Genomic DNA, 14,102 nt, shown 5'->3' on the forward strand with positions numbered 1-14,102 from the left:
CACCCGGCCGCCGATGTCGCACAGCTCACGCCTCGGCTGTGGAAGCAGCACTTCGAAAAGGCTCCGCTGCGCTCGGATATCTCAAGACGCGTGGCGTAGCAACTACGCCGCGGGCTGAACGCTTACCGATAGCCCAGCTGCTGCAGTCCATCGAGTACTGCTCTACGGCGGGCATCGGCAACGTCTGCGGCGTGTAACTCCGCCAATCTCTGCTCGCCGGCGGTAACCGCTGCCTGGAGTTCGGAGACCGTGCCACGGGTCGCGGCTTGCAGCGTCTGTAGCGCCTCCATGCCCTCTCGGTAACGAGCAAGCTCGGCTCCGAGAAAGGCGGCTTTCCGGCGCAGCTTTTCGAGTCCGACGGCGTCTTCTTTGGCCTTTTTGAGCGAAATCACAAGGGAGTCGAGACGCATCTCCCGAACTGCATCTTCAGGAATCGAAGCCACACTCAACATCTGCTGATGCAGCTCCGCAGCGCGTCCGGCTTGTCCGAGCAACTCCAACGCCAGGATGTGTCCAAAGATAGCTTCCAGCCTCGATGGCGAAATCACCTGCCTCCGGCGCCAAACCTCCAAGTCTTCGGTCTTCTCGCCACCTGCCAGGCGAGCTGCCAAGGCTTGTTGGTTGGCGCCAAGCTGAGCTGCGGCAGGCTGAAACAGTGCCTGCTGCGCACGCGCGAGCACTGCATCCAGATCCTTCAGACCGAGCTCTCCTGCTGCCGCACGCTCCAATTCGCCCCATTCAGCTGTCCCAGGAGCAGCCTGCCGCAGCAGCGTCTTTGCCAGCTCTTTGCCGCTGTGCAGACGGGCACGTTCCTGAGCACGAGCTTGGGAGGCTCTCTCGCGACGGCCACTTGCGTCAGCTTCCAAGAAGTTAATCTCCCTTGCGACCGCCTGGCCGAACTCTCCAAACCGGTCCGCTCGGAGCATCTGCTCCAAGGCGTTTCGTCTTGCTTTCGATACCATCTGGTCGGCAGGGCTCACCCCGAGCGTGGTACACGCCCGCTCCCATTCCGCGAGCGCGGCATCCCGTTTTCGCAGGAGAGACTCGCCCGTTGCGACCAGTTCCTCGCGAGTGATGACTTTTACGACTTTGGGTCCGCTCATGTTGCTTCCTCCGCGCCGAGGGACTTCTTGATGGCATTGAGAAGTCGGAAGCGCTCTTGTTCACCGTTGTGGTACCAATCGTGGCAGGACACCCGATGGAGGACCGGCAGCGAGCGCCCCAGCACTTGCGGGCGCCAGACCTCCCGTGCCCGCGCATGCTGCAGCAATGGATGGCGAGGCGCATCGCACTCGATTCCAATCGCAAGCAAGCCGGTCTGTGGATGCTCTATGGCATAGTCGAGCCCAAATGCGTCGGCATCCTCCGTCGCCTTAACTGGGTGCCCAAGCGAGCGAAGGAAGTCGCCTACGGCTCGGTAGAAGGCATCCCCGCTCGCGCCGCCGGTATGCAACGCCGCTCTTGCGACCTCGCGCCGGGGTGTAATACGCGACATGAGCGATTGGGCCGCAGAGAACTCGCCCGACGAGATCAGGCGGGCGTACTCCATGTAGCCCTGCAGGAAATCACGAGGCGTAGTAGGTGCCCTTCTTGTGCTCAGGAGGTCACTGATTTCAGGAATCGGCATGGAGGTCACCATATAGACCTTCTTCCGCGAACGCGTTATGGCCACGTTCAAGCGACGCTCACCACCCTGCTGTCCCAGAACACCGAAAAATCGGAGGAAGGCGCCCTGGGCATTACGGCCAAAAGTGGATGAGAACACGATGATGTCCCGTTCGTCGCCCTGCACGTTCTCGACGTTCTTGACGAAGACACTCATGTCTTCGCCGTCTTCGTAGCGTTCAGATTCCTGACTAAAGGCAGCTCTGAAGGCGGTGTCCGCTTCGGCACGCTCCTCCAACAAATCCTTGATGAGGTCGGCTTGCTTGCGGTTGAACGTAACGATGCCAACGGAGGGCCGCTGTTCTGCCGGCACGGTCCAGAGCTGTGTAAGGATGTGGACGACTCGCTGTGCTTCTTCTGGATTGGTCTGCTCCCTGTAGACACCATCGACTCGCACCATCTCAATTGGCCTTGCGGTGCGGACAACATCTTCCGGGTGACGAACAGGGATGCTCAAGTCATTGGCGTAGAAAGCGGCGTTCGAGTACCCAATGAGCTCACGGTACGACGAGCGGTAATGGATCTGCAGCCGTGTGTGCGGCAGGCTGGCTCGGGCTAACTGCAGCAGGTCTGGGCAGTCTTTGATTTCCCTCCGGTTCCATGTCTCTTCGAAAGACTCTATCTCCTCAGGTGTTGCCCCCTCGTCCGGAAGCTCGCCGTCAAAGACGTGCCCTTCATCGCTTTCCACCTTACTGGCAAAGAAGGTTGTCGGCGGCATCTGTTTCTCATCGCCACTGACCACCGAGACCTTGCCGCGAAATAACGTCGGTAGCGCAAACTCAACTGGCATCTGCGATGCTTCGTCGTAGATAATCGTGTCGAACAATCCAGGCTTAAGGGGCAGAATACGGCTTGCTACGTCTGGGTTCATCAGCCACACCGGACGCAGCTTCATCAGGCCCAGACCGGCTCCGAGTTCGATGAACTCCCGCAGGCGTCGGGCGCGCTGCCCAGTCAGTCGCGTGATGTCTTCCCACTCGCGCAAGGGTCGCACTGACGCCATGTCGAAGTTGACCTGCAGCAGTTGCCGGTTGAGAAGCCGCATTTCCTTATCAAGGCCATCGAGAGCAGCGATCTTGTTGGTGAGCTCTTGCCGCTCCATTGAGAGTTCCGGCGTGCCCTGTTCCATCAACTGCTTCCAGGCGAGCCGGGCTTCGCGGCCGAGAATGCGCCTCGCAACATCATCAAGATCACCCGCTGGGATAGCAAACAGCTGATTCTCTTTGCTTCTCAGCACGGCGAGCACTTGCGTGGCCTGCTCCGACATCTGAGCCGCGCGTCCACGGAACAGTTGGTAGGCCGCCAAGGAAGGTAACGCTGACACAATGGGCTGAACACGCTGACCGTTGCCATCGTTCTTGCTGACAGCCTGCTGGCATTCCTGCGTCCAGGTGGTCTGCATCCAGGGCCGCAGGGCTGCAAGCGCAACGAGACTCTCGGTACGCGCCTGGTGGCGAGCGAATGCGGCGTCGAATTCGGTATGGAGTTTCAGGAACGCTGCGCGCGTGCCTGTCAGTGCGGCCTTGTCCATGCGGTCCGGCCACGGTGCGGCTTGGAGATGAGTGGCTTGCAGGGCGACAGTCTGCAGCGCAGACAGCGTCTTTGAAACGGTCGGTAGCATCTCCGGCCCGGCATCCGCGGCTACTCCAGGAAGAGACAAGGAAGAGCACAGTTTCCCTGCAGTTTCGCGTAGTGGCCGCCAGCGTTTCTCCAACTGAACAGCGGCAAGAAGCTTTGCCAGCCGGTCACGAGTTACGTTGTCCCCGATGGACTGAAGGAACTTCGTCACTCTCCCCTTGCGGATCCTCCGAAAGGGGTTCAGCCGCGCAAGGAAACCCAGTGGCTCGGTAGCTTCGGCCGCGAAGGCGCCCAATTGCCCCAGTTTGTCTGGCGGAACACAGCACAGCGCTGGCGAAATTTTCTCATCGTAGTCCTGGCTGCGGCAGGCTGAAAGGCCATCGCGCAAGGTGCGAAGGTCGTCAATATGCTGCAAACCCGTCGGTGCGTTACCCGCAGTGCCTCGGAACATGGGTAGCCACTTCGCCAGACAGTCACGCTGCTCGTCCGACATTTGGAGAAACTCGTTGCCATACGACGAGAGCCAGCGCTGGTGAGGCTGTGGGTCCTCCACTTCAAAGCTGGCGGGCTGCGTGCTCAGAACCTGATGGCGAGCCTCTTCAGACTGGGCGAACTTGTCGAACGCTGCGCGAAACTCATTCAGCGTTGCCAGGTCAGCGGCGAAGGGCTGCAGATAGGCCAAGGAGCTGCCCTCGTATTTTGTAGGCAGCCAGTGCCATACCGCAGGAGCAACTTCTTCCTCCAGGGTCGCGAGCTGACCGATGTTCAAGGGCTGAAGTAGGGCTCGCAATGCAGGCACATCCAACGTCGGCCCCATCTGGTCAAACTCGATCAGCTCTCCAAGGAGCACCCGATAGCTCAGGCCTACGGCTTCATCAACCTGATGCAGAGCGGCATGGTGCTTGTCGAGCGTGGCCTCGTTCGATTCGATGCGCGCCGCGACTGCTTCACGTTTCCGTCTAATGTGCGCGGCGGTGTCGGGAGGGTGGTGCAGCAATTCTTCCAGCTGCTCGCGGACGGCTCGAATGATGGGCTGTCGGTCCTTGTTCACGTCATTGACCATTACGATCCGCGCGCCAAGGTTCTCCGCAACCAGGCGCTTGTGCACCACCTCTAGTGCCGCGTGCTTCTGGCACACGATGAGCACACTTCTGCCTTGACCGATGGCGTCACCGACCATGTTGACGATGGTCTGGCTTTTCCCTGTGCCGGGAGGACCTTCCACCAGCAAGCCTGGCGCAGCCCTGGCCTGAAGGACTGCAGCCTCTTGAGAAGGGTCAGAGAACACCGTGAAATAGCGGTCGACTTCCCTGGGCCTGGCCGGTGCCGGAATGGCGGATGCTTCGTCAGTCTGCAGGCGCAGGGCGGTTTCCAGGCTCGTTCCCGCCGGCGACTGCGATCGCAAGCTGCGGATTTCCTCACCGACAGCTTGGCCCATGAAGCTCATGTGGAACAACACGCCTGCGCACTCGAGCTCCATGCCCGTCGCAGGCACTTCCACCTTAGGCCCCGGCAATGTGACCAATTCACGTGAGCGCGGGGTGGCGAGCGTTCCGAATGCATCGATGACGTCGGCACCACGAAGCGCTGAGCGCCCCAGGAGCTCTTCGGCTACCTTGGCCCATTTTTTGACCGTCTCCTGCCCGACCAAGGTCTCTAGCGCGGGATTGAGGCGAACCTCTTCTCGCTCGTTGTCGAATGAGACCTGGACGTTGCTCCGTGCGCCGACCTCATGGCGCACGCGGACTGGCCAGAGGAGCACCGGCGCAATCCGGGTCCTGGCGCTGGACTTGGCTTCCCTGGTTAGCAGGAATGGGAACCCGAGGTACAGGCCGTCGATGCCCGTATCTCTCTTATAAAGCTCGCTTTGACGGTCTAGTGCCTGCAGCCTGTAGCCAGTGGTGCCAAGCTGGTCGAGTGATGCCGGGTCCAGCACCAAAGGTGTGCCGTTGCGCCTGAGCAGGTGTTCCAGAAGGCCGCCTGCATCCATTCGCCTGGTGTGGAGCTCCTTTAGGTCCACTCGCGAGGTGTTTTTGCCAATGGTCATTCGAACCAGAGGCCCACGCATAACCGCGGCCACCACCTTTTTCTCGAAGAACGACAGCAAATCAGATACATACTGCTGGTGTTGCGGCTCCTGCCACTGCTCCTTCGGCACCGAGAGAAGCACCAGGGCCTGAGCCAAGGGTATCCGTCGCTCGAGCCGGAATCGTTCTGCCCAGTCATTCACCGTCGAATGACCGCAGCGGGCGAAGCCTTCGACACGCTCCGCGGTCGCTTCGAGGATCTCTCCCCGTGGCCAGGTGACCATGTCGGCAGCGGCATGGGCGTCGAATGTGGTCACTCCGCCAGCGACAGCAAGCTGCCGGGCTTCTTCCACGATGGCGTCGCAGGAGCGGAACTGACTGGGTGCGGCGCTAAGGACCACGATGAGGTCCTCTTCGCTCAGACTGCGCCGCTCAAGTAGGCTCAGTAACCCCAGGTGCCCGGAATCCGGGAACACGCGCCGACGGCTGTCCCACTCGGCACTCAGTCGTGCCCTCGATGTACTCAGGAGGTAGACCCGCAGCGTGTCTTCGTCCAGCTCAATGGCCAGGTTGTCTGCCCGCTCACGTACCGCGGCGACCCTCCCTTTTAAGCGCAGCAGCCAGTTGTCCTGGTCCAGTTCGTGAAGCACGTCCGGCACTGGACCACATACGAGGTCGTAGCCCTCAAGCGGGTTCTCCAGAAGCCACTTCGGGCTGACGATGGCGCCCTTCATCACAGGCGGCATGTCCGGGTTCAACACCTTGAGAGCAACGAGCAGTCGCCAGTCGTCCGTGACGGACGCGTCTTTCGTGATTCGCCGGAGGCCCGCAACTTGCTGCGCCGATGCGCCCCTGGCGTGCGCCCAATCCGTGATGACCCCTCGCACCAGCTGGTCTCGAGCTTCTTCCCAGGCATCTGCGCCCGCTGCCGCCAAGGCGTAGGACGACACGCTTTGAAAAGACTTCCCGCCCAGGAGCAGCGCCGGCCCCTCAGCGCCACCGGTATTCTCGACGCCGGCCTCAGGCGCCTCGGGTGACTGCCCGTTCAGCCAGGCCTGGACTTCTGTCCACTTCCAGCGCTTGTGACGGTCGCGCGCCAGCAAGCCGCGCAGGAGCAACACCAGATCCTGCGGCACATCCGGAGGAATCGGTACGCCATTGGCAAGCACGTGAATCAAGAATGCCTGCTGTTCGATGCCTTCGAAGCAACGGCCGCCGGTGACCTGCTCCAGCAAGACGATGCCGAGGCTCCACCAATCGGATGCAGCAGCCACCCCACCCGCGACGGCTTCAGGTGCGGTGTACCTGGTGATCTCAAGGGGCGAGACAATATCCAGGTCGTACTCGGACAAGCGTGCAGAGCCGAAGCCTCCGATGACCAAGTCCACCGGGTCGCGGTTGCGTACCAGGAGCGTTCCTGGCCTGATGTCCCGGTGCCGCAGTCCGACCTCGGCAAGCGCATCAAGGGCCTTGCCGAGCTCGTAGGCGATACGCCGCACGCCGGCGGAGTCTGTCGCCACGACGCCCAAGTCGGCTAACGTTCCGCCGGTCAGCTCCTCCGCAACTTCATATGCACGGTCTTCCCAGCGCCCCGTTGCCAGAATCTGCGGCACATGCTCCAGGGAGACGCGGCGAAGAGCGTCGTAGACGGTGGCGTCTGGCTCCCAGCCATGGTGATACAGGGTGAGCATGCCCTTTTGCTCTCCTGCTTCCTCTTCAACCAAGTACCTGTCACGCCGCTCCGCCGTGGAACTGACTTGCCGCAGCACCCGCCACCCATCGATGACTGTCTCTGACGGAGCAGGGGACGCTGGCGTCCCTCCTTCCGTCGCTTCACTTCTGGCAGCAGCTTCCGCCCCACAGACCGGGCAGAGGAAGTCGCCTGCTTCCAACGCGTGTCCGTTCGTGCAAGCAAGCCCCACTTGCGCAGTCCCGGCCGGTGGCGTCTGTGCAGGAACGACCTCCGTCGGGCGCCAACCTGCGGACGTGATTTGAACATCCAGCAATGGCCAATTGCATGGGTGACCGTCGACGATGCCTTCACACGAGATTTCGTAGACGGCACGTTCCGTGTGGCAACTCGGGCAGTAGCGAACAAGGTCAGTCACGAGCGTGCTTCCGTGGTTCTAAGGTATGTGCCCTGATTTTCGAGAATCAACTGCAAGCGAGATATGTCTCCTCTTCTCGGAATCCCTGCGAGCCACACCTCGCCATTTGCATCGAACATGACGTCGAGCCGGCGGTCATCGTCCGTAGCGTATCGGTCCAAAAAGCCAAACACTTCATGCCCAAGGGCGGTCAGGCAGGTCATCCGCTGGTTGTCGCTGCCTCGCAGGTACTTCGTCTGTCCCATATTCACTTCGAATGGGTCGGAAATAAGACAGTCGACCAAGCCTTGCTTCACGACATCAGAGTTCTCAAGCGCTTCGAGGGATTGTCCGCTGTAGGCCAAGATGCTGACCCCCGACAACTGGCGAATCCCACGGAGAAGCTGCTTGAATGCCTCCGGTTGCTCGAAAGGCTCGCCACCGGAAATCGTGATGCCATCACACTCTTGAAGCCAGGGCTGGATGTTCTCGAGCAGTTCAGCGACATCTACATCCGGAGTCCGTGTCGCCCACGTATCTGACGAGATGCATCCAGGGCAGCGGATGGAACACCCCTGCACCCATATCCCTAACCTCCGCCCAGGGCCCAGCGTTGTTACCGGAAAGTGCACGCGCGAGAGAGCAAGCTTCATCACTCAGTGCCTTTGAGTGAAAGCTGGCCAGCCTGGAGAGCACTGACCGAATACGAATTGCCCGGAGTCGCATCCATATCGAAGAGCGCGCGGGCCAGAGGGTTCAAAAGGTGGGCTTCCACCTTGTTTCTGATGCCGCGTCCACCGTTGGATAAGTCCGATAGGCAGAGCGTCCGTAGGCTCCTCATCGCTTCAGGCGCAAGGAACACTCCGAGCTCCTGCGACTTCAAGTCTTCGAGGGTGTTAGCCACCATCTGCTGGAAAATCTGGTCTGCGATGTCCTCGCGGATAAAGTCGAAAATGATGATGTTCTCGCCCATGCGGTTGAGAATCTCCGGGCGATTCAGCACGAACTTGAAGTGCCGTTCGATTTCAGATGCGACCTTCTGTTTGACTGTCTCGTAGGGTTCCTGTGGACGGACATTAAGTTCGCGCTCACCCGAGTCAGTCATCTTGTAGATGCCCAAATTCGACGTGAACACGATGAGAGCCTCTGAGAAGTACACCCGGTCGCCACGTCCCGAAGTGAGCACGCCGTCGTCCAGAATCTGAAGAAACTTGTCCAGAACCCGGGGATGCGCTTTCTCGATTTCATCGAAGAGGACTACGCTGAACGGCTTCTCGCGAATCGCATTAGTGAGCTCTCCTCCAGCGTCATAGCCGACGTACCCGGGAGGCGCGCCCAGCAGCCTTTGGTCAGAGTGCTCAGCGCTGAATTCAGACATGTCAAAACGGATATAAGCGCTCTCATCCCCAAACAGAAGGCTGGTAATGGTCTTGGCTAACTCAGTCTTGCCGACGCCGGTCGGCCCGGCAAGGAACGCGACCCCGCGGGGTCGTCCCCCACGTCTGCCACCGCCAACACCCGTCACGGCTCTCTTGACGATGTCGAGCATGTGCACAACCGCATCGGGCTGCCCTTTGACGCGCTGCCTGATGAAGGATTCGGCGTTCTTAAGCCTCTCCCGACTGATTTGCAGCCATGGGTCTTCGGTGACTCCGACCTTGTAGCGGCGCACTGCGTCAGCAATCTTGTCGAAAGGGACGCCTTCAACGCGCGCCAAGACTGAAATCGCGTTCACGTCGCCCAGGAGCATTCCCTCTGTGCTGTTGACAAACTCGTCCTGAGCCTTCTTCAGGCTTTCCGGCGCAGCCTGTGCGGCACCTCCGAGTGGCTTGAGAAGCGCAGGTGCCAGTGCGCGCCGCGCTCGATTATCTGGTCGGGGCACTGGAATGTGGCGCAAGCGTGGATTCTCCACGATGAACCAGTCCGGAAGGTCGCCCTCCTTTTCTACAATCCACACGACCGTGTTGAAGAATGGCCGCCGGTCGGCACCCGCAGGCCGAGGAGCCGCCTGCAGGGACAGCACCAGAGCCTGCGTGAACAGTTGGTGCTCCGCTGCTGTGGGGTCTGGGGGCCGGGTAAGAAGGCGGGCAGCAAAATCGACAATCAGTGCGACCGGCTCTCCCTGCCGCCTGACGATTCTGTCGAGTGCTCCTGCCAGCAGCTCGGCCCCAGCCCTGCCTTGGCCGCCTTCAGTAATCAGGCCAAGCTCCTGCAACAAGCCAGCATCTGCACTCGTGGCGTCGCTGGGGCTAGGCACGACACTGAAACCGGCGAGTGGCTGAAACAGGATGGTGTTGGCGTATCCAGTGCGCTTGAGTGCGGCGGCGACGCACTGATTCAAAGATTGAGCGGTTACGACCCCTGGCTGCACTTCAACAACCTGGAGATCCCGCACATTGCCCGATAGAACAAACTGGCTCTTGAGCGGCAGGAAGCGCTCGAAATCACGCAGCCAGCGGCTTGCTTGGTTCTTAGGCTCCACTCTGACTCCTTGTGCAAAGATCGTGTCCCGGGACGTGGTGCAAGAAGCGTCAACATAAGCGTTCAGCGGGTCATCCCATCCCCGGTTTGGCAGGAGCGCATGTCAGGCTGCGACCGCAGGCGGGCCGACCTTGGAATTGTCACCAACTTCGGCGAGCGTTTCCAGTGTCATGTAACGACGGTAGATTGAGGCCTCGTTCGGGAAGCGCTCGCGCAATGGGTCGGCACGCGTGTCCCAGCTGCGGTCGCCGTGGTAGCACATGCACGCAGTGAAAGCGCTAGAGGCGGGGGCCGGACGAGGTTAGCCTGTGTCCGCCGTGAATGCATCGGGAGATGTGCCTGCCCGTTCCAAAAGGGCGCCTGGTGGCGCCTTTGGGGCCGGGGAGAGACGAAGGGGGCGTGCTCCGGGCTCCGAGGCTCAAGGCGTCGAACGTTCAGGTGGTCCGGCGGGAGGCTTCAGCCGGGGAGGGCAGGGGCGGTTTGAGCATCCTCGGAGAGTGGCGTCTCATCGTCCACGAAGCGGATGACGCCGCGGCCTGCGTCCTTGGCCCGATACATGGCAGCGTCGGCCTGGTCGAGGAGTTCTCCGGGGCTGCTGGCCGGGTAGGCGAAGAGGTGGATGCCGATGCTGGCCGAGCAGTGATGGGTGACCTGCAGGGGGTGGCCGTCCACCTGGATATCCAGCACGTAGGGGGCGCTGAGGGCCTGAAGTACCTTCTCGGCCACGTTCAGGGCTTGCTGGCGGGCTTCCTGGGGGGACTCGTGCAGATCCCCCAGCAGGACCACGAACTCGTCGCCACCAAAACGTGCCACCGTGTCGCTTTCGCGGACGGCGCCGCGCAGGCGCTGGGCTACTTCGATCAGCAGCAGGTCCCCCACCTGGTGCCCGTGCTGGTCGTTCAGGCTCTTGAAGTTGTCCAGGTCCATGAACATCAGCCCGATATGCCGGCCGTTGCGCTTGTGGTTGACCACCGCCTGCTGGAGCCGGTCCATGAGCAGGCGGCGGTTGGGCAGCTGGGTCAGGGCATCCTGGTGGGCGAGCAGGCGGGCCTGCTCTTCCATCTCCTTGCGTTCGTGGATGTCGGTGAGGAAGGTGAGGGTGGCCGGCTGCCCTTGCCATTCAAACTGGACGCCGCTGATGCGGAACCAGCGGGGGCCCCCGGGGCGGGTGATGAGGCGGATGTCGTAGGCCTGGTTGTCGGCGACACCATCGAGGCGGGTCTGGTAGTGGCTGAGGGCGATGGAGAGGTCGTCCGGGTGGATCACGTCCGGAATGGATTTGCCCAGGAGCTCGGCCTGGCTGTATCCCAGCAGCTCGCAGGCCCGGGGGTTGGCAAACCGGCAGCGCTGCTCGTTGAGGATGCAGATGCCCTCCTGGGCCGCTTCGATCAGGCGGCGGTACTGATCCTCGCTGCTGAGCAGCTCCTGCTCGGTGCGTTCCTGGACCATCAGGATCATGCCCAGGGCCATCAGCAGGACCGACAGCAGGCTGCAGAAGAACAGCAGGCTCTGGACCGGAGCCGACGTGAAGATATGGGTGACCGGGGTGCCCCCACCCAGCACCGCGACCGTGCGGGCCAGCACTGCGGCCAGGATGACCGCGGCCCCGCAGGCCAGTACATACTGGCCGTGACCTACGGTCTTGCGGCGTTCTGCCCACAGGGGGACCAGGGCCAGGGTCAGCTGGACCATGATATGGACGCCGCTGAGTACCAGACGGCCAGCCATGCTGTCCAGGAGGAGGTGAAAGAGCAGTCCGGTGAGGGGCACCGGCAGCCAGAGTCGCCAGCGTGGCGGTGAGCGCCGGTGGAAGCAGTAGATGCCTTCGCCGAACAGGGCCAGGTTGATGCTGATGGCCAGATTGCCGCCGGTGATGGAGAGCAGGTCACTGATTTGCCCCCGCAGGCCGAGCAGGATGTGGGCCAGGCTGAACAGGAGCAGGGCGCCGGCCCAGATCTGTAGCTCCGGGTGGCGTCGGCGCGCGGTGACCAGCAGGGTGGTGCTCAGCAGTGCGCTGACCGTGATGAGGACCAGGAACAGGGTCTGGACGTGCATGGGAGGCCGCAGCGAGGATGCAGTGGGGATGAAGCTCCGGAAGCGACCTTCCCCCACTGGAGGCCCGCACCCTGGCGGAAGCCGCCTGCAGGAAATGCTCCGGGGCTCAGGTCATTTTGTGGATGAGGTCGTCCCGCAGGCGGCGGAGGCCTTCCGGCATGACCAGGGTATCCCGGTCCCAGCCTTCCAGCTCCAGGACCCGGGTGAGGCATTCTTCCATCACCCGGTGGGCTTCGATGCTGGCTTCGGCGATCACGGAGTGCACCTCTGCGACGCCGCCAGGTTCGGCCAGACAGGCGCGCTGGTAGCGGATCAGCTCCCGCAGGCGACCAATTTCGGAAGCTACCTGGCCGGGGCAGGCGCACATGTAGAGCATCGCCTCTTCGGCGATGTGTTCCAATTCTCGATCAGTATAGATTTGTTGCAGGTCCATGGCTGGATTGTCCTTGCGTGGCCCGTGACTGGCAACTATCGGGACGATAGGGTGTATTCCTCAGTCGTGCAACGTTAACAGAAAGCCCGGAAATCTTCGCGAGAATAATGCCCCAAAGTGGGCGCGAACCTGGCGGTGCCCGGGCTGCCCAAGGGCATGAAGTCCGGTATCGTCGCCGGTGGGCATGGGGAGAAGGGTCAGTATGAGCAAGGATGAGGAAGGGCGCCGTTTCGGCTTGCCGGACGCGGCCAAGGAGGCCCACCTGCAGGCGGTTAAGGCGCGCCTGCAGGTGGGGCCGGAGGGCAGTCCGGGGCGTCGGGACGGGGGCAGCCTGTGGCCGTCCATCCTGTTCTGGACCGCGCTGATCGGTCTGGGTACCTGGGGGGCCAGTCACTGGCTGTCGTCCAGCCGGGGTGCGCGGGATTTCCAGGTGCTGGCCGACGGGGCGCTGGAGCTGCGCCTGGGCCGCGGCGGGCACTATGAGGTGGGAGGTAGCGTGGAGGGCTTGCCAGTGCGTTTCCTGGTGGATACCGGTGCCAGCGTCAGCAGCGTCTCCCGTGCCTTGGGAGAGCGGCTGGGGATCCGTGCCTGTCCGGCCGTTGGATTCGACCTGAGTGCCAGCCACGAGCCGGGCTGCTGCCGGCCTCAGGTATTTTCGACGGCCAACGGGCAGGTGGAGGCCTGCGTGGCTCGGGTACCGTCCCTGCGTTTCGGCCCCTTCGAGGTGCGCCATGCCCGGGTTGCGGTGATGCCCGGGATGGATGATCAGGCGCTGCTCGGGATGGATGTACTGCGCCACTTCCGTCTGGTCCAGCAGGACCGGAGGCTGGTGGTGAGCCGGTCCGGGGAGCCGGGTCGATGAGCGCCCCGGCCTATCCCCTGGCCATCATCGGAGCGGGCGCCCTGGGTCTGCATTTTGCGGCCCGGCTGGCGACCCAGGGGCCGGTGGCGCTGTTGGCCCGCAGTGACGCAGCGGCTGCCCGGCTGCGAGCCGGCATTCAGGTGGGGTCCATCCTGTACCGTCCTGATGCCTTTGGACCGGAGGCAGTTATCCGGGCGGAGTGGGTGATCGTGCTGGTCAAGGCGGGAGACACGGCGGCGGCGGCCCGGCGGTCCCGGAGCCTGGCGCCCCAGGGCGTCGTCTCCCTGCAGAATGGCCTCACCGAACCCCTCTTGCGGGCCAGTTGCGGAGACCTGCCAGCGGGGCAGGGGATCACCACCGAAGGGGCCTGGCGGGATGCTAATGGCATCCATCCGTCCGGGGCTGGTGAAACCCTGCTGCCGCCGGGCTTCGAGGCAGTGGCGGAAGCCCTGGAGGCGGCTGGCTTCCAGGCCCGGGTCGAGCCGGAGATTGCCGCAGCCCGGCTCGCCAAGCTGTTGGTGAATGTGGCGATCAATCCCCTTGCTGCGCTGTTCCGGGTGCCCAATGGGGCCTTGCTGGAAGAGCACTACCGGCGCCTGCTGGATGCCCTGGTGGCCGAGGCCTGGCCGGTGCTGCGGGCAGCAGGCTTGGCTCTGGACGAAGCGGATGCCCTGGCCCGGGTTTACGAGGTGGCGCGGGCCACCGGTGCCAACCGGGCCAGCATGCTGCAGGATGTGGAGGCCGGCCGCCCCACCGAGATTGATGCAATCACCGGCGCTCTGCTGGCCCTGGCCAAGGCGCAGGGGCTTGCGCTGCCCACCCATCAAGCGCTGTACACCCTGATCCGGCAGCTTGCTCCACATTTCTGAAAAATGTTTCTGAAACAAGGCATTAACATGACGAATTGATCCGTG

General features: G+C 62.4%; 8 protein-coding genes. 2 read left to right on the forward strand and 6 right to left on the reverse strand.

Features of this window, described 5'->3' with window-relative positions; all coding sequences use genetic code 11:
- Window positions 1-122: 122 nt before the first annotated feature.
- The 6 genes from PHD22_RS00005 to PHD22_RS00030 all read right to left on the reverse strand — a co-directional run bounded on the left by PHD22_RS00005 (window position 123) and on the right by PHD22_RS00030 (window position 12,326).
- Window positions 123-1,103 carry a hypothetical protein gene (locus PHD22_RS00005; protein ID WP_299860398.1) on the reverse strand — a complete coding sequence of 327 codons (981 nt, stop codon included), beginning with the start codon at window positions 1,101-1,103 and terminating at the stop codon, window positions 123-125.
- Entirely contained in the window at window positions 1,100-6,961 is a 5,862-nt protein-coding gene (locus PHD22_RS00010) for an AAA domain-containing protein (protein ID WP_299860401.1), read from the reverse strand. The genes PHD22_RS00005 and PHD22_RS00010 overlap by 4 nt, the downstream gene beginning before the upstream one ends.
- A 413-nt stretch (window positions 6,962-7,374) precedes the next feature.
- Window positions 7,375-8,010 (reverse strand): 4Fe-4S single cluster domain-containing protein, encoded by a 636-nt coding sequence (locus tag PHD22_RS00015; protein WP_299860404.1) that lies wholly within the window; start codon window positions 8,008-8,010, stop codon window positions 7,375-7,377.
- Complete coding sequence (locus PHD22_RS00020; RefSeq protein ID WP_299860407.1) at window positions 8,010-9,839, reverse strand: AAA family ATPase; 1,830 nt, start codon at window positions 9,837-9,839, stop codon at window positions 8,010-8,012. Before PHD22_RS00020 ends, PHD22_RS00015 begins: the two co-directional genes overlap by 1 nt.
- Window positions 9,840-10,294: 455 nt before the next feature.
- The gene (locus tag PHD22_RS00025; protein WP_299860410.1) at window positions 10,295-11,893 is read right to left on the reverse strand and encodes a diguanylate cyclase; all 1,599 of its coding nucleotides are present in this window, start codon (window positions 11,891-11,893) and stop codon (window positions 10,295-10,297) included.
- Window positions 11,894-11,999: 106 nt separating this feature from the next.
- Window positions 12,000-12,326, reverse strand: a complete 327-nt coding sequence (locus PHD22_RS00030) for a hypothetical protein (RefSeq protein ID WP_299860414.1) — start codon at window positions 12,324-12,326, stop codon at window positions 12,000-12,002.
- A gap of 202 nt (window positions 12,327-12,528) precedes the next feature.
- Between PHD22_RS00030 and PHD22_RS00035 the strand changes: the two genes are divergently transcribed.
- Both PHD22_RS00035 and PHD22_RS00040 read left to right on the forward strand, forming a co-directional pair.
- Entirely contained in the window at window positions 12,529-13,188 is a 660-nt protein-coding gene (locus PHD22_RS00035; protein WP_299860418.1) for a retropepsin-like aspartic protease, read from the forward strand.
- A complete protein-coding gene (locus PHD22_RS00040; RefSeq protein WP_299860421.1) occupies window positions 13,185-14,057 on the forward strand; it encodes a 2-dehydropantoate 2-reductase in 873 nt (290 codons plus the stop codon). Before PHD22_RS00035 ends, PHD22_RS00040 begins: the two co-directional genes overlap by 4 nt.
- Window positions 14,058-14,102: the final 45 nt, after the last annotated feature.

Source organism: Zoogloea sp. (genome assembly GCF_028693495.1).
GTDB lineage: Bacteria > Pseudomonadota > Gammaproteobacteria > Burkholderiales > Rhodocyclaceae > Zoogloea.

What these genes read in the sequence shown, in the direction of transcription:
- PHD22_RS00005 (WP_299860398.1), bottom strand. Translation starts at nt 1,103, where the DNA reads ATGAGCGGACCCAAAGTCGTAAAAGTCATCACTCGCGAGGAACTGGTC.
- PHD22_RS00010 (WP_299860401.1), bottom strand. Translation starts at nt 6,961, where the DNA reads ATGCTCACCCTGTATCACCATGGCTGGGAGCCAGACGCCACCGTCTAC.
- PHD22_RS00015 (WP_299860404.1), bottom strand. Translation starts at nt 8,010, where the DNA reads ATGAAGCTTGCTCTCTCGCGCGTGCACTTTCCGGTAACAACGCTGGGC.
- PHD22_RS00025 (WP_299860410.1), bottom strand. Translation starts at nt 11,893, where the DNA reads ATGCACGTCCAGACCCTGTTCCTGGTCCTCATCACGGTCAGCGCACTG.
- PHD22_RS00030 (WP_299860414.1), bottom strand. Translation starts at nt 12,326, where the DNA reads ATGGACCTGCAACAAATCTATACTGATCGAGAATTGGAACACATCGCC.
- PHD22_RS00035 (WP_299860418.1), top strand. Translation starts at nt 12,529, where the DNA reads ATGAGCAAGGATGAGGAAGGGCGCCGTTTCGGCTTGCCGGACGCGGCC.
- PHD22_RS00040 (WP_299860421.1), top strand. Translation starts at nt 13,185, where the DNA reads ATGAGCGCCCCGGCCTATCCCCTGGCCATCATCGGAGCGGGCGCCCTG.